This is a genomic window from Muriicola sp. Z0-33, assembly GCF_026126425.1.
Lineage (GTDB): Bacteria > Bacteroidota > Bacteroidia > Flavobacteriales > Flavobacteriaceae > JAFMPW01.
Window position 1 is genome coordinate 31,192 of sequence record NZ_JAFMPW010000004.1, and the last position, 19,125, is coordinate 50,316.

At 39.8% G+C, this 19,125-nt stretch carries 19 protein-coding genes; 2 read left to right on the forward strand and 17 right to left on the reverse strand.

Features of this window, described 5'->3' with window-relative positions:
* Positions 1-81: 81 nt before the first annotated feature.
* The 7 genes from J1G40_RS07490 to rsgA form a co-directional block, all read right to left on the reverse strand.
* On the reverse strand, positions 82-1,059 hold the full coding sequence (locus J1G40_RS07490; protein WP_265241997.1) for a polyprenyl synthetase family protein: 978 nt from the start codon (positions 1,057-1,059) through the stop codon (positions 82-84).
* A gap of 134 nt (positions 1,060-1,193) precedes the next feature.
* Positions 1,194-2,234 carry a 23S rRNA (adenine(2503)-C(2))-methyltransferase RlmN gene (rlmN, locus tag J1G40_RS07495; RefSeq protein WP_265241998.1) on the reverse strand — a complete coding sequence of 347 codons (1,041 nt, stop codon included), beginning with the start codon at positions 2,232-2,234 and terminating at the stop codon, positions 1,194-1,196.
* Between the two features lie 80 nt (positions 2,235-2,314).
* The gene (gene queA, locus J1G40_RS07500) at positions 2,315-3,364 is read right to left on the reverse strand and encodes a tRNA preQ1(34) S-adenosylmethionine ribosyltransferase-isomerase QueA (protein WP_265241999.1); all 1,050 of its coding nucleotides are present in this window, start codon (positions 3,362-3,364) and stop codon (positions 2,315-2,317) included.
* Positions 3,365-3,451: 87 nt separating this feature from the next.
* Entirely contained in the window at positions 3,452-4,678 is a 1,227-nt protein-coding gene (locus J1G40_RS07505) for a 3-phosphoshikimate 1-carboxyvinyltransferase (protein WP_265242000.1), read from the reverse strand.
* 36 nt (positions 4,679-4,714) lie between these two features.
* The gene (locus J1G40_RS07510) at positions 4,715-5,041 is read right to left on the reverse strand and encodes a nucleotide pyrophosphohydrolase (RefSeq protein ID WP_265242001.1); all 327 of its coding nucleotides are present in this window, start codon (positions 5,039-5,041) and stop codon (positions 4,715-4,717) included.
* A complete protein-coding gene (dtd, locus tag J1G40_RS07515) occupies positions 5,038-5,493 on the reverse strand; it encodes a D-aminoacyl-tRNA deacylase (RefSeq protein ID WP_265242002.1) in 456 nt (151 codons plus the stop codon). Before dtd ends, J1G40_RS07510 begins: the two co-directional genes overlap by 4 nt.
* Positions 5,490-6,440 carry a ribosome small subunit-dependent GTPase A gene (rsgA, locus tag J1G40_RS07520; protein WP_265242003.1) on the reverse strand — a complete coding sequence of 317 codons (951 nt, stop codon included), beginning with the start codon at positions 6,438-6,440 and terminating at the stop codon, positions 5,490-5,492. The genes dtd and rsgA overlap by 4 nt, the downstream gene beginning before the upstream one ends.
* Positions 6,441-6,542: 102 nt before the next feature.
* Between rsgA and J1G40_RS07525 the strand changes: the two genes are divergently transcribed.
* Positions 6,543-6,980, forward strand: coding sequence for a hypothetical protein (locus J1G40_RS07525; RefSeq protein WP_265242004.1), 438 nt, complete (start codon positions 6,543-6,545; stop codon positions 6,978-6,980).
* 87 nt (positions 6,981-7,067) lie between these two features.
* Here J1G40_RS07525 and J1G40_RS07530 read toward each other — a convergent pair whose 3' ends face one another.
* The 5 genes from J1G40_RS07530 to J1G40_RS07550 form a co-directional block, all read right to left on the reverse strand.
* Positions 7,068-7,742, reverse strand: a complete 675-nt coding sequence (locus J1G40_RS07530) for a head GIN domain-containing protein (RefSeq protein ID WP_265242005.1) — start codon at positions 7,740-7,742, stop codon at positions 7,068-7,070.
* A gap of 81 nt (positions 7,743-7,823) precedes the next feature.
* Complete coding sequence (locus tag J1G40_RS07535) at positions 7,824-8,906, reverse strand: bifunctional 3-deoxy-7-phosphoheptulonate synthase/chorismate mutase type II (RefSeq protein ID WP_265242006.1); 1,083 nt, start codon at positions 8,904-8,906, stop codon at positions 7,824-7,826.
* 9 nt (positions 8,907-8,915) lie between these two features.
* Positions 8,916-9,776: a prephenate dehydrogenase gene (locus tag J1G40_RS07540; protein ID WP_265242007.1), complete on the reverse strand. Its 861-nt coding sequence runs from the start codon at positions 9,774-9,776 to the stop codon at positions 8,916-8,918.
* A gap of 19 nt (positions 9,777-9,795) precedes the next feature.
* Complete coding sequence (locus tag J1G40_RS07545) at positions 9,796-10,947, reverse strand: pyridoxal phosphate-dependent aminotransferase (RefSeq protein WP_265242008.1); 1,152 nt, start codon at positions 10,945-10,947, stop codon at positions 9,796-9,798.
* Complete coding sequence (locus J1G40_RS07550) at positions 10,944-11,771, reverse strand: prephenate dehydratase (protein WP_265242009.1); 828 nt, start codon at positions 11,769-11,771, stop codon at positions 10,944-10,946. Before J1G40_RS07550 ends, J1G40_RS07545 begins: the two co-directional genes overlap by 4 nt.
* A gap of 408 nt (positions 11,772-12,179) precedes the next feature.
* On the opposite strand from J1G40_RS07550, the gene gldA reads away from it, so the two are divergent.
* Positions 12,180-13,076: a gliding motility-associated ABC transporter ATP-binding subunit GldA gene (gene gldA, locus J1G40_RS07555; protein ID WP_265242010.1), complete on the forward strand. Its 897-nt coding sequence runs from the start codon at positions 12,180-12,182 to the stop codon at positions 13,074-13,076.
* 21 nt (positions 13,077-13,097) lie between these two features.
* Here the strand turns inward: gldA and J1G40_RS07560 are convergent, their stop codons facing one another.
* The 5 genes from J1G40_RS07560 to J1G40_RS07580 form a co-directional block, all read right to left on the reverse strand.
* Positions 13,098-14,612 carry a M20/M25/M40 family metallo-hydrolase gene (locus tag J1G40_RS07560; RefSeq protein ID WP_265242011.1) on the reverse strand — a complete coding sequence of 505 codons (1,515 nt, stop codon included), beginning with the start codon at positions 14,610-14,612 and terminating at the stop codon, positions 13,098-13,100.
* Between the two features lie 207 nt (positions 14,613-14,819).
* A complete protein-coding gene (gene chrA / locus J1G40_RS07565; RefSeq protein WP_265242012.1) occupies positions 14,820-15,941 on the reverse strand; it encodes a chromate efflux transporter in 1,122 nt (373 codons plus the stop codon).
* 20 nt (positions 15,942-15,961) lie between these two features.
* Positions 15,962-16,957, reverse strand: coding sequence for a serine hydrolase domain-containing protein (locus J1G40_RS07570; RefSeq protein WP_265242013.1), 996 nt, complete (start codon positions 16,955-16,957; stop codon positions 15,962-15,964).
* 142 nt (positions 16,958-17,099) lie between these two features.
* Positions 17,100-17,921: a head GIN domain-containing protein gene (locus J1G40_RS07575; protein WP_265242014.1), complete on the reverse strand. Its 822-nt coding sequence runs from the start codon at positions 17,919-17,921 to the stop codon at positions 17,100-17,102.
* Positions 17,922-17,962: 41 nt separating this feature from the next.
* The gene (locus tag J1G40_RS07580; protein WP_265242015.1) at positions 17,963-19,066 is read right to left on the reverse strand and encodes an acyloxyacyl hydrolase; all 1,104 of its coding nucleotides are present in this window, start codon (positions 19,064-19,066) and stop codon (positions 17,963-17,965) included.
* Positions 19,067-19,125: the final 59 nt, after the last annotated feature.

The following is a 19,125-nucleotide window of genomic DNA, read 5'->3' on the forward strand; positions in this document are numbered from 1 at the left end:
CAATTCTAGTTCCAAACGTTGCCTGAAGGAAAATAAAAATTCGAAATTAATTGTATCTCGCTATAAACATGGTAGTTAACATCATTTTTTACGATCTACTACGTAATTCACCATGAGTTGTAAAGCATCTTTATATTCTGAAGCAGGATAATTGTCTAAAATGGCAAGTGCCTTTTCCTTAAACTCATGCATTTTGGTTTCTGCATAACTCAACCCTCCCTTATTCTTTACATAAGCAATAATTTCTTTTACCCTCTTCTTATCCTTATTGTAGTTCTTGACCGAATTAATCAGCCATTTCTTCTCTTTGGGTTCAGATTGATTTAAGGCATATATAAGAGGTAAGGTCATTTTCTGCTCTTTGATATCGATCCCCGTTGGCTTTCCTATTTGCTCTTCGCCATAATCAAAGAGATCATCCTTAATTTGAAAAGCCATCCCACACAACTCCCCAAAGTTTCTGAAGGCTTCTACATCTGGCGATCCTGGTTTAACAGAACAAGCTCCCATGCTGCAGCAGGCAGCAATCAAAGTTGCCGTTTTCTGCCTTATGATGTCGTAGTAGACCTCTTCGGTAATATCGAGGCGACGAGCTTTTTCTATCTGCAATAACTCTCCCTGACTTATTTCCTCTACCGCCACTGCAATAATTTTCAATAGATCTACATCTCCATGTTCTATTGATAAAAGAAGACCCTTGGAAAAGAAATAATCCCCTACCAAAACCGCTATCTTATTCTTCCAAAGGGCATTGATAGAGAAAAACCCTCTCCGCTTGTAACTATCATCAACCACGTCGTCATGCACAAGACTGGCCGTATGTATAAGCTCTATAACTGAGGCACCGCGGTAAGTTCTTTCATTAACTTCACCATCATTAAGCAATTTGGCGGTCAGGAAAACGAACATTGGCCGCATCTGCTTCCCTTTCCTGTTTACAATGTAATAGGTAATTCTGTTCAGTAGTGCCACCTTAGAAGACATAGATTCATGGAACTTTTTTTCAAAAAGCTCCATTTCTTTGTTAACCGGTTCTTTTATCTGCGCTACTATCTTCAATTGAGGTGCTTAGTTTGCTTGTGCTTTGGTGCTATAAAATTAGGGAAAATAAAATTCGAAGCCCGATTTGCAATTTACGATTTACATTTTATCGTATTACGCCTGATCTTAATACAGGCATCTACCATTGAAACTCAGCTTTTATTGGCTAACTGACCACAAGCAGCATCAATGTCTTTCCCTCTGGAACGCCTGACAGTGACCGTAATTCCATTTTTTTCAAGAATTGATACGTACATATCAATAGCTTCAGAGCTGGCCTGTTTAAACTCCCCGTCATCAATTGGATTATATTCTATTAAGTTAACCTTGGAAGGGGCAAATTTGCAAAAGTCTACAAGGGCAGCTACATCTTTGGCCGTGTCATTAATCCCTTCCCAAACCACATATTCATAGGTTATCCTGCTTTTGGTTTTGGAATACCAGTACTCCAGAGCAGCTCTTAAATCTTTAAGTGGAAATGTGGCATTAAAAGGCATAATTGATGTTCTGATTTCATCAATGGCGGAATGCAGTGAAACGGCTAATTTAAATTTAACCGATTCATCTGCCATCTTCCTGATCATTTTAGGTACTCCTGAAGTAGAAAGGGTAATTCGTTTTGGAGACATTCCCAGGCCTTCGGGAGAAGTTATTTTTTCTATGGCTTTCAGCACATTGTTGTAGTTCATCAGAGGTTCTCCCATGCCCATAAAGACGATATTACTCAACGGTCTGTTGAAATATAACCGGCTTTCACTGTCTATGGCCACCACCTGATCATAAATCTCATCCGGATTTAAGTTTCGCATTCGTTTTAACCTGGACGTAGCACAAAATCTGCAATCCAGACTGCAACCCACCTGACTGGAAACACAGGCTGTTGTCCTGGTTGAAGTTGGGATAAGAACAGATTCTACCACCAGGCCATCATGCAAGCGAACGGCGTTTTTTATAGTGCCATCGCTACTGCGCTGCATCTGATCTACCTGAATATGATTAATTACAAAATGATCTTCCAGTAACTGCCTGGTTTCTTTGGAAATATTGGTCATCGCCTCAAAAGAGTGTGCAGATTTTTGCCACAACCACTCGTACACCTGATTGCCTCTAAAAGGTTTATCGCCCAGATCTACGAAGAAATCGCGAAGCTGATCCTTAGTCAATGCTCTAATGTCTTTCTTCTTTTTTTCCATTATTCCCGGGGATAAAAAAACCTGCCAGATTTGCCCAATTAAGCCTCCAACAGGAATTATTCTGAAATCTATGCAGTCTGCTATATAATCAACATAGCATCTCCATAAGAATAAAAGCGATAGCCCTCAATAATTGCCTCTTTGTAAGCCCTCTTCATCAAATCATGTCCCATAAATGCAGAAACCATCATTAATAGTGTAGATTTTGGCAAATGAAAGTTGGTCACCATTGCGGTTGCAATACTAAATTCATAGGGTGGGAAAATAAATTTATTCGTCCACCCGTCATAGGTATTCAGCGTATGTTCTGAAGAAACAGCACTTTCCAGGCCACGCATGGCTGTAGTGCCTACTGCACATACTTTTCTCTTATTTGCTTTCGCATTATTTACAATCTCTATTGCTTTTTCCTCAATAACCAATTCTTCACTGTCCATCTTGTGTTTGGAAAGATCTTCAACTTCTACAGGGTTAAAGGTGCCCAAGCCAACATGAAGAGTAAGTTCTGCGAAATCCACTCCTTTAATTTCCAATCGTTTTAATAGATGTTTTGAAAAGTGAAGCCCTGCAGTTGGCGCAGCTACAGCACCCTCGTGTTTAGCATAAATGGTCTGATATCGTTGTTCATCTTCTGGTTCTACATCTCTTTTAATATACTTTGGCAATGGTGTTTCCCCTAATTCGCGAAGTTTTCTTCTAAAATCTGTATACGACCCATCATAGAGGAATCGCAGGGTTCTTCCCCTCGATGTTGTGTTATCTATAACCTCAGCGACTAAACTTTCATCTTCACCAAAATAGAGTTTATTCCCAATTCTAATCTTACGAGCCGGATCTACCAATACATCCCACAGGCGCTGTTCTTCATTTAATTCTCTCAAAAGGAAAACCTCAATCCTTGCTCCTGTTTTTTCTTTATTTCCATAGAGTCTGGCAGGAAAAACCTTAGTATTGTTCAGAACCATTACATCTCCCTCATCAAAATAATTAATAAGGTCCTTAAATTGTTTGTGTTCTATTTTACCCGTTTCTCTGTGAACGACCATTAGTTTAGATTCATCCCGGTTTTCTGCAGGATACTCTGCCATAAGATCATTTGGAAGCTCAAAATTGAAGTGAGATAATTTCATGTATATATTTTTGTTAGCGGTTTTTGCGGCTGCAAATATACAACCCCGGTATAGGCCTTGTCAAGTAAAAGGGAAATTAAATAGCCGTCAATGCTCCCTGACACCAAATTCTAATTGTTTCAAATCTTCCCAAAAACCTGGATATGATTTAGAAACTACTTCTGCCTCATTGATCATCAATGTGGTTCTCATGGCTAGTGGAGCAAAAGCCATTGCCATCCTGTGATCATTATACGTATCTATCGCCTTATTGCTTAATATGTTGTCGCCGGGTTCAAGAGTTAAACTATCATTGGTAACAGTAAGTATTGCACCTAATTTTGAAAGTTCTACGTCCAAAGCAACGAGCCGGTCTGTTTCCTTAATTTTAAGCGTATGAAGTCCTGAAAGATGACAGCCCATCCCCAACCCAAAACAACTTACTGCTATGGTCTGAGCAAGATCAGGAGCATTGGTCAGGTCATAGTTAACGGCACGATGGTGATTGCCGGTTTTTACCAGGCTTATTCTATTGTCTTCGAAAATGGTTGTTACACCAAAATCCTTGTATAAGCTGGCCAATATACTATCTCCTTGCAGACTATCTTTTCTGTAGGCTGTTAAATTTATTCTTGTCCCAATTTCAGAAAGGGCAGCAATACTATAAAAGTAAGAAGCTGAACTCCAGTCAGACTCCACTACTATAGTTTTATCATTTACTGCGGCCTTAGGCATAACTTTTATTATGTTCTCCTTAAACGAATTTTGGATCCCTAAAGCATCTAATAGGCTTAATGTCATTCTGATATAAGGAACAGAAGTGATTTCACCAATCAATTCCAGTTCAAGGCCATTTTCTAACCCGGGTGCCACTAAAAGCAAGGCCGAAATATACTGACTACTAATATTGGCTGGAAGGCTTACTTTGGATGCCTTCAGGTTACCGCCTTTAATTCTAATTGGAGGGTAACCATCATTGTTAACATAACTGATGTCTGCACCCAAATTCCGTAGAGCGTCTACCAATATTTTAATAGGACGCTGCTGCATACGAGCAGACCCTGTTAGTACAACATCTCTATCATTCTGGGTGGCAAAAAAAGCGGTCAAAAAGCGCATGGCAGTTCCTGCGTGGTGTATATCTACTTCGCCAGATGTTATAGTCAGGCCATTTTTCATGGCCGTTGCATCATCGGAATTAGATAGGTTCTCAATTTGGATATTTGGATAGGTAGCCTGAAGTAATAGCAAGCGATTAGATTCACTTTTAGAACCCGTAATTTTTATATCGCAATGCAGTAAATCAGAGGGAGGTCCTGTTAGCTTTAATTTCAAAGTGATAGGGTTTAAAAACAGATGCCAAAGATACTACTATTTAAGCTTTTTGTTGTTCTGATGCCTGTCGTGATCCCTTTCTGTTTTCACTTCCAGTTTTTGATCAAAAGCCTTTTGGAGATCCACACCAGTCTGGTTGGCCAGACACAAAACTACAAATAGCACATCTGCCAGTTCTTCCCCCAGATCTTTCCCTTTGTCGGATTCCTTCTCACTTTGCTCCCCGTAGCGCCTTGAGATAATGCGGGCAACTTCGCCAACTTCTTCTGTTAGCTGTGCCATATTGGTGAGTTCGTTAAAATAGCGAACTCCGTGTTCTTTGATCCATTTATCTACCGCCAACTGCGCGTTTTGCAAGTTCATATATCCTTGTTTTTTGAGTCTATAATTATTGTAACAGGGCCATCGTTTAGCAAGGCTACCTTCATATCTGCCCCAAAAATACCCGTTCCTACCTTCTTTCCCAGTGCCATTTGTAGTTGCCCGACGAACTGTTCGTAAAGAGGAATTGCAATATCTGGTTTGGAAGCCTTTATATATGATGGTCTGTTACCCTTTTTAGTTGATGCATGTAGGGTAAACTGACTCACCACAAGGGCTTCCCCATCAATTTCGAGCAACGACCTGTTCATCACCCCTTCACTATCATTAAATATTCTAAGGTTAATAATTTTTCTGCAAAGCCAGTCTATATCCTCTTTAGAATCGGCATCTTCAATCCCCAATAATATAAGCAAACCTTGATTAATTTGAGAAGTCACTTCTTCGTCCACTGTTACACTGGCCCTGGAAACTCTTTGCAAAACTACTCTCATATGCCTTCGTAATTATCAATCCTATAGGTATCATCTTCCCCGGTCACCATCTGGATATAACTATTATAACGGCTCCATGATATTGTATCCTGTTCAAGGGCTGCCTTAACCGCACATTTTGGCTCATCCAAATGCAGGCAGTTATTAAATTTACATTCGCCCTTTAGTGCAAACAATTCCGGAAAATAGTCTCCAATTTCATCTTTTTCCATATCCACAATCCCAAATCCTTTTATACCCGGGGTATCTATTATCCTCGCACCAAATTCCAGATCAAACATTTCAGCAAATGTTGTGGTATGCTGGCCTTGCAGATGTTGTTCAGATATTTTTTCTGTTTTTAAATCCAAATGCGGCGCAATATTATTTAACAAAGTTGTTTTACCCACCCCGGAATGCCCCGCAAACATGCTGGTTTTATCCTCCATAAGTGCTTTAACTTTGTCCACATTCTTTCCTGTCTTAGCCGAAATACCAATGCACTGATAACCGACTTCCCTGTAGAGGGCAGCGAGATATTTCACCTCAGTCAATTCGTCTTTGGTATAGGTATCAATTTTATTGAAAAGCAAAATAGCGGGGATATCGTATGCTTCCGAAGTAGCTAAAAACCGGTCTATAAATATGGTATATGTTTTGGGGTTATTTAAGGTGATTAGTAAAAAAACCTGATCAATATTGGCGGCAATGATATGTGTTTGTTTGGAAAGCTTTACAGATTTACGAATTATATAGTTTTTACGATCAACAATATCAGAAATGACACCAATGGTCTCATCACCGGCCGATTCTAATTGAAAAACAACAACATCTCCCACAGCCACGGGATTAGTACTTTTGATACCTTTAATACGAAACTTTCCTTTAATTCTACAATCATAGGCTACGCCATCATCGGTTTTTACGGAGTACCAGCTTCCTGTAGACTTATAAACAATTCCTTGCATTATCTGTTGGCATTTCTCTGCAAAGTAACAATAATCCTGTAATGCCATCCGTTATCTTCGTGATCTTAACGCCTTATTTATATTTAATTAAACCATATTATTATGAAAAAAATTATTTTTATCGCTTTTGTTACCCTTGCAGCTACATTGGATATCAATGCACAGCAGTTTAAAGTTATTACCAGTGTAGAGTCTATTGTACCAAATGGCCTTGGTAGATCAAGGATAATTAATGCTATGGAAGAGAAAGATTACAGGGAGTATACCAGTGTTCAGACCGAGGATGACAACACCCGAAACAAGTCGGACAGAGGTGACATCCGGGTAAAGAACTTTGAAGAGACCAAGTTGCTGAATTTCTTCAATATTGGTGGTATTCGTTTTCAAAATATTGCTGCCAATGATTCATTGATCACTTCTATGATCAATGATATGATAGCCAACGGATGGGAACTTGCATTTGTCACAAGTGCAGTAGAAAGTGCCGGGAAAGGTGATGGAAATGGTATTTTTATAACCAGATATATCTTTAAGAAATAGGAGCTTAGCTCTTAGAAAACAAAACGGTTCAAATTATCTGCCTACAATAAGATAATTTGAACCGTTTATTATTTTAATGCTTACTTTCTAATCCTGAATAACAATACGACCTCCTGCAAGCGTATTTTTGTTTACTTCTCTTGGATTACCATAAACGTATACATCGCCACCGGCCCTTACATTTATATCTACCTTCTCAGATGCATGCAGTTCTGCTTCCCCTCCAGCGGATATTTTAACGCTAGCCACCTGAGTTTTAAGATCACGACCTTCAAATATTCCGCCAGTATTTAAGACGACAACCTGGTTAGTAGCAATGCCAGAAGCTTCAACAATACCACCGGTAACAGCTCTAACATCAACATTCTCTACTTCCATACCAATCTTGATCCTGGCTCCTTCCTGAGCCCGGAGTTCAATGCTATTTTGTGCTATTAACTCATTACCCACAATTTTGGCTCCCTCATTTCCATCGATAATATCAAGGTGTTTATAATATACTTCAATCATGGTATCCTCACCCCGGAATTTCTTCTCGAGTTCCATACGCAGTTTTAAAGTGCCATCTTTATTCACAAATTTTATATCGTAAACATTGTCTCCTTTGATCAGAATTCTGTTCTCATCAGATTTAATGAGGTTTACTTCTATAAGATCAAAGACCTTAATTTTATTGAAATCGCCAACTTCTTTATCAATTGTGCGTTGAGCAACTACATTCAGCGCTACTAAAAACAAGCAGAGCGTTACTACTTTTTTCATTGTCATAATATTTAAAGTTCTTAGAAAAGACAATCAATGGCTCTGAATGTTACAGTTTTAGTTAAAAATATTTGTTGAAATTCAGGCCTGTATGATCTTTTCCTGATGATTTATAGATTCCTGATGTATGGCCTTAAACATTCTCAAAACAAATTCTTCACTAAGGCCTTTAGATTCCCCTTCAAGAATCATTTTGCCTAAAATTGCATTCCATCTGTTGGTTTGCAATACTGCTACGTTCTTTTGTTTCTTGAGGGTTCCTATTCCGTCTGCCACTTTCATCCTTTTAGCAAGGGTTTCTATTAACTGATGGTCAATTACATCGATCTGAGCTCTGAGATTACTCAATTTTGCGTTGTACTCTGCTTCCTGGTCTGTCTCCTTTCTAATTTTAAGATCTTCCATAATCTGAACTAATGCTTTAGGGGTTACCTGTTGGGCAGCATCGCTCCAGGCGTTGTCAGGATCATTATGAGTCTCTATCATCAATCCGTCAAAATTTAGGTCCAATGCCATCTGCGATACATCAAAAATCATTTCTCTTTTCCCGGTAATATGTGAAGGATCGTTGATCAGTGGCAGATCGGGAAACTTTGATTGCAACTCAATTGCCATTTGCCATTCCGGAATGTTTCTGTACTTAGATTTCTCATAAGTAGAGAATCCCCTGTGTATGACCCCCAGTTTTTTTATGTCGGAAGAATGAAGGCGTTCTACAGCTCCCAACCATAGAGAAAGATCAGGATTAACAGGATTTTTAACCAAAACAATCTTATCTGTTCCCTTCAGGGCATCCGCAATTTCCTGTACAATAAACGGACTAACAGTAGACCGGGCACCTATCCACAATAAATCTATATCGTGCTCCAGCGCAAGATCTACATGTGCTCTGTTGGCAACTTCGGTGGCCGTTTTAAGTCCTGTTTCCTCTTTCACCTTCTGCAACCATTTTAAACCTATGGCTCCAACACCTTCAAAATTTCCCGGCCGTGTCCGTGGTTTCCAGATGCCTGCCCGATAATAGTTAACATCTGTATCTTTCAGCTCCTCCGCAATATGCAGCACCTGCTCCTCCGTTTCTGCACTACATGGCCCGGCAATGACCAAAGGGTGTGGTAAGTTCATCTCATCTAACCAACTCCTCATTTCTTTTGAATTCTCCATTTTCTAATACTATTGTTTGTTAAGTGGTATTCCTTTTAAAATTTCTTTAATCTTATTTGTGTTGTTCATTTCGTTATAAATTCCCTCGTAATCATCGGTCAGGAGTTTTTTCTTAAACGCTTCAAGATTTTGAATGTATTCTTCCAGAGTTTCTATGACATTCACTTTATTTTGTTCAAAAATTGGCGTCCACATGTCTGGCGAACTTTTGGCCAAACGAACCGTACTTTCAAACCCACTTCCGGCCATATCAAAAATGTCGCGCTCATTCTTTTCTTTTTCAATGACGGTTTTGCCCAACATAAATGAACTTATATGCGATAAATGTGATACATAGGCTATGTGTTTGTCATGCGCTTCAGGATTCATATAGCGAATCCGCATTCCCATTTCCCTAAATAGCTCCAGTGCCTTTTCCTGCAATTTAAAAGCAGTTTTTTCTACTTCACAAATAATGTTCGTCTTGCCTTCGAATAGACCATCAATGGCAGCAGTGGGTCCTGAAAATTCTGTTCCGGAAATAGGGTGGCAGGCCAAAAAATTGCGCCTTCTGGGATGATCACTTATGGTTTGGCAAATCAGGGCCTTTGTAGAGCCCGCATCAATAACCACAGTGTCATCGTTAATTTGGTCCAGGATTTTTGGAATTTCAGCTACCACTGCATCTACCGGGACTCCAACAATTACGATATCGGCCCGGGCAAGATCGCTATACTCGGCGATTTCATCAACGAGTTTTAAGCTCATCGCCTCTTCCAGGTGAGCCGCATTATTATCTATACCCATGATTCTGACATCGGGGTGTATCCTTCTGATGTCTCTCGCCATGGAGCCTCCAATTAACCCGATACCAACTATAAATACATTCATTTCTTTGAGATAAACTGGTTTAATTATCGAACCGATTTATTGCTTCTTTGATTTTATCTTCCTCAATACAAAGGGAAAACCTGATATATCCTTCTCCATTGGAACCAAAAATAGTGCCCGGAGAAATAAAGATGTCTTTCTCATATAAAACCCGATCAATAAACGCCTCTGCTTTGCTGGCATTTACTGGTAATTTGGCCCATACAAACATCCCTACAGCACCCTTGTCATAGGTGCAGTTTAACTTATCTGCCAATTGGTACATCAGGGTTCTTCTGGAATTATAAACTTCATCCATAGATTCGAACCATTTAGGGCCACTTTTTAAGGCTTCTATAGCTCCTCTTTGTATCCCGTAAAACATCCCGGAATCCATATTGCTCTTAACCTTAAGTACCGCCGATATATGCCTTTCATTGCCCACAACCATTCCAATCCGCCATCCTGCCATATTAAAAGTTTTGCTAAGAGAGTTCAACTCAAGCGCAACATCTTTAGCACCTTCTATCCCCAGGAGGCTAAGTGGATTGGTTCCCAGTACAAAACTATAAGGGTTGTCGTTTATCAGTAAGATGTTATTTCTCCTGGCAAAGGCTACAAGCTCAGACAACTGAGAATTATCTGCCTGTGCCCCTGTAGGCATGTGAGGGTAATTTACCCACATAAGTTTAACGGCATCGAGATTTTGTTGCTCTAACAACTGCAGATCGGGAAACCATCCCTTCTCTGCCGTCAGATCGTATAATACAGGGTCTCCTCCAACTAATTTCGTCACAGAAGTATAAGTAGGATATCCAGGATTTGGAATTAACACTTTATCTCCCTCATTGATAAAAGCCATGCTTATATGCATGATACCTTCCTTAGATCCCATCAATGGCAATACTTCCTTATCTGGTTCGATACCTACATCAAATTTTAATTTATAAAAATCTGCTATAGCGGTTCTAAGTTCTGGTAATCCCTGATAGCTCTGATACTGATGAGCATTGGGATGCAATACAGCATCTACCAGGCAATTAATCACAGCTGCCGGAGGCGCAAGATCCGGACTCCCGATACCCATATTTATTATTGGCCTGCCCTTACTAATAAGTTCACGTACTTCTCTGAGTTTTTTAGAGAAGTAGTACTCTTCCACGGTATTTAACCTGTTTGCCAATTTGATCATATCCGCGCGTTTTTATACTCTCCCAATACCTTAAATTCCTCCGACATAATATCCAAAAGAGATTTTGCCTTGGCGAAATGTTCGTAGGTCTCGAATGTTACATCCACAAAAAAGGCATATTTCCATGGTGTCTCAATAATGGGAAGTGATTGAATTTTAGTCAGGTTTAAATTGCAGTCGCTCATAACATTCAATACCGTCGCTAAACTTCCCCGTTTATGATCGGTGATAAACCGCAGGGAGGCCTTATTAATTTGTTCTTTAGGTAATTCCTTATTCTGTGTTTTGATTATAATAAAGCGAGTGGCATTATTTTTAATTGTTTGTATTTCGGATGCAATAATTTCTAAATCATATAATTCTGCAGCCACCTTTGGTGCAATCGCGGCAACTCCCCTTAACTTATTCTCCTGAATTCTCTTCGCTGTCTCCGCAGTATCCACATCCTCCACCATTTTGATGTGGGGCTGGGTCTTCAGGTATTCCCGGCATTGCAAAAGTGCCATAGGATGAGACCTGACTTCGGATATATCATCTAATTGCTGACCATTTAAAACCATCATGTTATGATGAATATTTAAATAGTGCTCGCCGATTATATGAAGATTGTTGTGATAGACCAGCGCATAATTCGGAATTATAGAACCGGCTATCGAATTTTCTATAGCCATAACCGCTTTATCTGCTTTGTTAGTGAGCAGCTCATCAACCATTTCATGAAACGACAGGCATTCTACCAAATCTATCTCATCACCAAAGTACTCCAGTGCCACCTGATGGTGGTTAGATCCCTTGATTCCCTGAATGGCAATACGTTTTTTCAAAATTCAATTTTATTCAATAAAAAAGTCCCGTTTTTTACGGGACTTTATATTGTGTGGTTATATCAAATACTACAACAGTCCCGCGCTTCTCTTAAAAAAGAAGTAAAAATAGAAACCGTTCCAGAAAAAATTACGTGTCATTTTATTATAAATCTTCGGCTAAGGTAAATATTTAATTTAAAAATCAAATTTTATGGGCATCTTTTTTTGATTCCTTTTGTTATCTACTTGTTCTTTGTAGAATTCTTCGGAGAAAATGTTCTTTATTGAGAATAATGAATTTATAAGCCAACATAATTTTCCTTACTTAGCAGTCATAGCGTTTGGAATATGATATAATTTGAAAGGCTTTCAACGTCCATTTAGGAATTATACCAGCTCATTGTTTATTTTTACAAAAAAACCTCAATGTCTATTTCGGTTAAGAACATAAGCAAATCTTTTGGGTCTCAAAAAGTGCTAAATGCCATTTCCTTTGAGATTAAAAAAGGAGAAATTGTCGGTTTTCTGGGGCCCAATGGCGCCGGAAAATCTACCTTAATGAAAATCCTTACCACCTATAGTACGGCAGATGAGGGAGAAGCTTTTGTTAATGATTATGGGGTATTGGAAGCACCCCTGAGTGTTAAAAAGAGTATCGGATACCTTCCTGAACACAACCCGCTTTATCTGGAAATGTATGTAAAGGAATATCTTGCTTTTAATGCCGATGTATACAATGTTCCGAAAAATCATATTAGTGATGTCATAGAACAAACGGGCTTAAAACCCGAAGCACATAAAAAAATAGGTCAATTATCAAAGGGGTACAGGCAAAGAGTAGGTTTAGCTGCCGCTATGCTCCATAACCCGGAAGTACTTATTCTTGATGAACCCACCACCGGGTTAGACCCTAACCAACTTCTGGAGATCCGTAAATTAATCAGGGAAATTGGTAAGGAAAAGACCATCTTATTATCTACACATATAATGAAAGAAGTTGAGGCCGTTTGTGAACGGGTCATTATAATAAATAAAGGCGAGCTGGTAGCAGATAAGAAATTAAGTGAGCTACGGGAAGACGAAGAACAAATCATAGAGGTGGAGTTCGATTACCGGGTAGAAGAGGCCTTGCTTTCTAAACTCCCAAAGGTGACCCATGTTACAAATATTGGTGGCTTTCATTATGAAATCACCTTTAATTCCTCAAAGGATATGAGGCCAGTGGTGTTCGACTTTGCCCACGATAACGAGTTAAAAACCCTGCAATTGAGCAGAAAAAGCAAGAACCTGGAGAGTTTGTTTTCAGAGCTTACCAATAATTAAGCAATAGCCCCTGCCTTGCTTCTATAATTTCTCTTTCAGGATGGCAATCATAGTTTTAATGCCTTCCTTGTAATTCCCTAGCCTTAAATTCTCATTCGGGCTGTGTTGGTTATTGTCTCTGTTAACGGTAGGAACCGTCACAGCAGGAATATCCAGGGTAGTAACAAAAGGAGAAATAGGAATAGAGCCACCGCTCATTCTGATCATAATCGGAGCTTCACCAAATGCTTTCTCCAGTGCTTTTCTTAACCAAAGTCCAACCTCCGAATCAAAATCAGTTCTAAAAGACTGATAGGATATTTCAGAATTGAAGGTTGCAATTTTAGGATACTTAAGGCGTTCTTCCTTTGTTGGCACCCTTTCCAGTAGATAATATCCCTGATCGCTGATATGCTCCCTGACCAACTTTAAGAGTTCTTCCGGATCCGATTCCAATACCAGCCTGACATCAATTTCGGCCCGTGCCCATCCCGGTATAATAGTTCTTACTTTATCATCTATCCAACCAGACTGCATTCCTCTGATATTTAGAGAAGGGAATTGGATGGCTTCCTGATAGTAACTACCCACTTTATCTGCCGCAGCAATTTGCAACCGATCTTTTATTTGTTCCTGGTTGTCGGGAACCGCCCTTAATATCGCTTCTGTTTCGGGGTCAATGCTTATCCCATCATAAAAGCCCGGAATGGTAACCCTTCCTTCATCATCTTTCATAGAAGCTAGAAGTTTTGACAATCTCAGGGCCGGATTAGGAGCATAATTCCCAAAATGCCCGCTGTGTTGTGGCACTACCGGGCCATAAGTGGTAAGGGTAATAGTAGCGATACCCCTGGCCCCAAAGGTCAGGGTGGGTTTATTGGTAATATGTCTTGGGCCATCAAAGATAACCAGCATATCCGCACTAAGCATTTCCGCGTTTTCTGTAACCGCCTGTGGTAGTCTTGGAGATCCCAGTTCTTCCTCGAAATCCATAATCACCTTAATGTTGTAATTAGGAAGAGCGTTCTCTGCAGCAATAGCGTCTAACGCGGTTAAAAACATAGCAACGGGTCCTTTAGCGTCACTGGCCGACCTGGCAAAAACCCGCCAGTCATCTTCGTAATTCTCAATATTCTCCCAGGGTAATGCGGTCCATTCCCCTTTTGCATTTATCTTCTTTAAGGTTGGGATATATGGGCTTTCCTGAAACCATCTTGTACTGTCTACCGGTTGCCCGTCTATTTGAAGATATACCAGAACCGTTTTTTTTGCTTTGGGATGCTTTCGTTCTGCCATTAAAAGGGGTACTGTAGACGTAGGAATCCGCACGGTGGTAAACCCCCGATCAGAAAAAGCCTTTTCACACCAAATCACGTTCGGAATTATGTGTTCTTCATAAAAGGCATCATTGGGTATACTAAGCAACTCCCTTAACATTGGAAAAGAGCCACGGACCTGATCTTCTAAAAGCACCTCTTCAGAGGTGTTCTGTCCAAAAATGCCAATGGGAGCTAGTAAGAAGATAGTAACACTAAGGAATTTTAAGAGTGTATTCATTTTTTTTGAGGTTTTGCTATATCTGTTTAAAATCTATAGGAAGATACAATATGCCGGGGATTTCATAAAAGTAGCTTTATTTAATCCTTACATTCAGAATTAAAAAACCGACAATTCTAATAATTGATTATGGAGTTCAAGCGACCTTTTATAATCTGAATAAAGCTGTGATTTGTTCAAATTTCAAGGTTTTACACATTTCAGAGATCAGATGAATCTTAAAATATATCCAAGGGCAGCACCGGCAATGACAATAAAGGCACTGTTTATTTTTCTAAAGAGAAAGACAACCACTAAGCTCAACAGCCCGATGCTTACACTACGCCAGTCTGTAAGTGTATCTCTCGCCATAGTAATACAAACGGCAACAATCAAGGCAACCGCCGCTACATTAACCGCATCCAGAATAGCTCCGATTACCCTGGATTTTCGCATTCTTGGTATTATAGGGTTAAGCAACATAACGAACAGAAAGGAAGGAAGAAAAATTCCCAGAGTGGCCGCCAAGGCCCCGGTTACCCCCTGCATTTGCCATCCGATAAACGTAGCCGTGGACAACACCGGCCCAGGGGTTATCTGACCTATGGCCACTGCATCTATTAATGCTTGTCTGCTAAGTAAACCCGTTGCTACTAATTCCGTGTCCAGAAATGCAAACAGCACATACCCACTACCGTATAAAATAGCGCCCACCTTTAAGAATATCAGAAATATTTTTAGTGTGCCTAGTTGCAAAATGTCTTTCGGTCCAAGCCATATTAATGGCACAAATATGCTAAAGGAGTTCCAACTCTTTTTGGTATAATAAAGAATTAACCCCAGAAGCCCACTCCCGAATAAGGCAACAATTTCATTAATTCCCAATAAACAGGCGGCTAGTGTTATTAATCCAATAAAAACCAGTTCTGTACTTTTTATTGCTTTTTTTCCAAGGCGATAAGCAGCCATAATTATAATGGCAATTACAGCTGGTTTAATACCATAAATAAACGGTTCTACCTCCGGTATCTGTCCATAATTCTGATAGAACCAGGCCAAAACGCCAGTGATCACTACTGCCGGGAAGATAAAACAAACTCCAGCCACAAATAGTCCTTTCCTACCGGCCCTTTCATGTCCGCAATGCATGGTCATCTCAGTAGAATTAGGGCCAGGAATAAGATTAGTAGCACCTACCAGATCCAGGAAGTGTTCCTGGGTCATCCATTTCCTTTTATGTACCACCTCATCTTCCATCATTGCAATATGCGCAGCCGGACCGCCAAAGGCAATACAGCCAAGTTTAAAAAACAAAAATGCTATTTCTTTTAGTTTGCCCTGCTCTGACATTTTACATACATCTAAATTTCTTATATACTTCTTTTTAACATGGCATTTATAACCTCATCCAATGCCTTATCTACCTCGGGATTAGTACAATTAATAAGAATACTAAACACCATTTGCTCTTCGGGGTAGACATAGAATCTGGAATGTACCCCAATCCCATTGCCGGTATGTCCATAAAATGGCCTTCCAAAAGCATCTTCACTCACTTCCCAACCCAGGCCATACCAGGCAGGGGTATTATTATAATTGATGGGGTTTAGGAATTCTTTTCGGGTTAAATGATCCAGAACCTTACCATCCAGATAGGCCTGGCCCAATCTGGCGATATCTTCACAGGTAGAAAGGTAACCTCCTCCTGCCAGCTTATATCTATTGTCTACCGTAGTGGCTTTTTTAAAGCCGGAAGAATAGCCGGTATAAAAATTGGCCAAATTTGCGGGTAGGGCATTCGGTATTTCTGGTTGGGTATGCAGCATTTGCAGAGGCTCTAACACCCGACTCTTCACATATTCCTCGAATGCAATACCGCTGGCTTCCTGCATGGCCAAAGAAATAAGGACCCAGCCGTAAGAATTGTACAAATACTGTTCACCGGGGACAAAGAGCAAAGGATCATCTTTAAATATTTCTATGCTATCCTTAATACTATACGCCTTATTCAGGGCATATTCTTTTCCTCTGTATCCCCTGATTCCGGCTGTATGTGAAGCCAGTTGGCGAATACTGAAATCGTGCTTTTTTTTGGGGTAATAAGGAACGTAATTGTAGAATGATGCATCCAAATCAATAATTCCTTCGGTACACATTATAGCAAGGGCTGTAGCAGCAATGGGCTTGGAAATACTAGCTATTCTGAAAATAGTTGAACGGGGATCTGCCGGAGTCTTAGTGCTTACATCTGAATAGCCATAACCCCTTTGATATATCACTTTACCTTGCTTTAATACGGATATTCCCAAGCCAGGTACCCGCCTTTCCGTGATAAGCTGCGTTAAAATTGCATCTGCTTTTGCCATACCGGCCAATCTTGTGTCATTGCCAAGGATTCGCTTTGAAGCGAAGAATTTTTTAAGGTAATGCAGTATAGGCTTCAATTGAAATTAAAATTGCTTTATTGGGTTTTCTAATTGCGATTTAACAGCTTCAATATATCAATTTTCAATCATTAAATATCAAGCTGCCGGTATACAATTCCTGCACATCCACTATTGCCGGCCTATTGGCACTTATGACGTTTCCTGTTCCTCTGATGACCCCTTCCAGTAGCTGTTGAGGGTTAATAAAAATATCATTGCTCCCCCTGTGGTTCAGCACCACATTTTCAGCGATCAGATCTTCTGCTTCAATCCGGGAATCACCTGCTGCTATTATAATGTTTAAATTGGTAGTGGTTCCACCCAATTTCATGAATGCTATTCCATTGACAATAAGGTTGACATCCTGAGTATCCAGATCCAGAAGAAAGGAACCATCAGTGGTGGTCGCAGTCGGATCTATAAAACTTTCCGCATAAAGTGTAAGTGAACTAAATGCTAATGCGCCATCACTCCTGATCGGGAATCCGGTACTGCTTCGTATCTCTGTAATTTCCGGAGCAGTAATATACACCTTTGTACTCCCGTATTCCCTGAACAGATTACAGTTGTTCTCATCTCTGATCAATAACCTGTCTCCTTCTACTTTTAAACTCACCTCATCTATCAGGAATTCCCCGGTTGCTATTTCGGCCTTGAATGTTGGTCCCGATTTGAGTATCAATTCTACATTTTCGAATACCGTAATTTTGGTAAAATCGGGAACGGAAATTTCTTTTCGAACCAGGTCGCCCGCATTTTGAAAACAATCTGGCACATTTTCCCCGTTGCATGAGATAAATACTGCTGAAGTCAAAAGTACCAGTCCCACAAATACCTTTTTCAAGGTGAGATACAGGCTGCTACTTAGCTGTTCAGTTGTATTTTTCTTACTAATTCTGCTCAATGTTTCCTTTTTATTTATTGCTTCCTGAGAAGCCGTACTCATTACCATCTGACACCCACTCCCAGTTCTACCGCTTCGGCCTTTGCACCGTGCGACTTTAAGCTTACGGCGGCAAACCAATTATCACCAAAATATCGTTTCAGCCCCACTCTGTTGTACACCTGTCCTTCAAAGTCGAAAGGATAATAGACATAATATCCCAATTGGGTAACCACACTAATTTTATTTACGAACAATTCATGCCCTAAAAATATACCTACTCGCTTATAGTCGTCATTTTCATTCACTTCAAGTTCCGGAAATGAGATCGATTGAAATGCTATCAGTTCTTTTAAAAAATTTGAAAAGAAGACATCTGCACCCAATTGTATTGCGCTTTTCCTCCCCAAACGTTTATCTACATAACCCGAAAAGATATAAAATGGGAACTGACCCGAATTAATAACGTCGCTTTCATTTATTCCCGTTCTAAAGACCAAATTCAGACGCAATGGTTCTTTTACTGTTACTTTATCTTCCTTTTCCAGGTATTGAATGGGTTCATATGCATCCAGGTTGTAGACCAGTCCGGCATTAAAAGCGAAAGTATTGGTAGATGTATTAGGAGCCTTTACGTTGGCATTTGAATAATGAATTAGTGAAACCCCGGCTTTAAAGCCAAGGTGCTTTGTTATATATTCCTGGCGATAATTCAGCATTAGGTAGGTACTGCTCAGGAAGTGCGATCCAAAAGCGTTATTTCGAAAGTTTTCGTTTTTGTCATAGGGATTTGTATTATAGGCAATCCCCTGACCCATTCGAAATTGCAATTTTCTTTTAAAGAAATAGAAATTGTAATGGGCATAAACTCCTAAATTCTTACCAAGGGTATTGTTCTTGAAATCCTGATAAGTAAAAGAAAAGCCAGTATCCGGATATTTGTACTCTCTCTCCCATTCCTTATTCCCATAAGATTTCTTGTTAAACCCAAGGATGAAGCCTGAAGGATGCGCGTTGATTAAATGAGAAATATCGGTATTATGTAAAATTATCGAACCGTAATAAGGGCTGAAGTCTAAGTGATATCTACCGGGAACATCTTCTACCTCCTGGGCGAAACACCATAAGCCTGTAAATAATAGAATGAGAAGGGGTCTGCAATTCATTGGGTATAAAAGTAGGAAAAAAGTAAGCAGTACACAGCAAGAGTACATAATACAATAAC

What these genes read in the sequence shown, in the direction of transcription:
- J1G40_RS07540 (WP_265242007.1), bottom strand. Translation starts at nt 9,776, where the DNA reads ATGAATGTATTTATAGTTGGTATCGGGTTAATTGGAGGCTCCATGGCG.
- dtd (WP_265242002.1), bottom strand. Translation starts at nt 5,493, where the DNA reads ATGAGAGTAGTTTTGCAAAGAGTTTCCAGGGCCAGTGTAACAGTGGAC.
- J1G40_RS07530 (WP_265242005.1), bottom strand. Translation starts at nt 7,742, where the DNA reads ATGAAAAAAGTAGTAACGCTCTGCTTGTTTTTAGTAGCGCTGAATGTA.
- J1G40_RS07510 (WP_265242001.1), bottom strand. Translation starts at nt 5,041, where the DNA reads ATGAACTTGCAAAACGCGCAGTTGGCGGTAGATAAATGGATCAAAGAA.
- rlmN (WP_265241998.1), bottom strand. Translation starts at nt 2,234, where the DNA reads ATGGAAAAAAAGAAGAAAGACATTAGAGCATTGACTAAGGATCAGCTT.
- J1G40_RS07570 (WP_265242013.1), bottom strand. Translation starts at nt 16,957, where the DNA reads ATGGCAAAAGCAGATGCAATTTTAACGCAGCTTATCACGGAAAGGCGG.
- queA (WP_265241999.1), bottom strand. Translation starts at nt 3,364, where the DNA reads ATGAAATTATCTCACTTCAATTTTGAGCTTCCAAATGATCTTATGGCA.
- gldA (WP_265242010.1), top strand. Translation starts at nt 12,180, where the DNA reads ATGTCTATTTCGGTTAAGAACATAAGCAAATCTTTTGGGTCTCAAAAA.
- chrA (WP_265242012.1), bottom strand. Translation starts at nt 15,941, where the DNA reads ATGTCAGAGCAGGGCAAACTAAAAGAAATAGCATTTTTGTTTTTTAAA.
- J1G40_RS07580 (WP_265242015.1), bottom strand. Translation starts at nt 19,066, where the DNA reads ATGAATTGCAGACCCCTTCTCATTCTATTATTTACAGGCTTATGGTGT.
- J1G40_RS07560 (WP_265242011.1), bottom strand. Translation starts at nt 14,612, where the DNA reads ATGAATACACTCTTAAAATTCCTTAGTGTTACTATCTTCTTACTAGCT.
- J1G40_RS07525 (WP_265242004.1), top strand. Translation starts at nt 6,543, where the DNA reads ATGAAAAAAATTATTTTTATCGCTTTTGTTACCCTTGCAGCTACATTG.
- J1G40_RS07545 (WP_265242008.1), bottom strand. Translation starts at nt 10,947, where the DNA reads ATGATCAAATTGGCAAACAGGTTAAATACCGTGGAAGAGTACTACTTC.
- J1G40_RS07535 (WP_265242006.1), bottom strand. Translation starts at nt 8,906, where the DNA reads ATGGAGAATTCAAAAGAAATGAGGAGTTGGTTAGATGAGATGAACTTA.
- rsgA (WP_265242003.1), bottom strand. Translation starts at nt 6,440, where the DNA reads ATGCAAGGAATTGTTTATAAGTCTACAGGAAGCTGGTACTCCGTAAAA.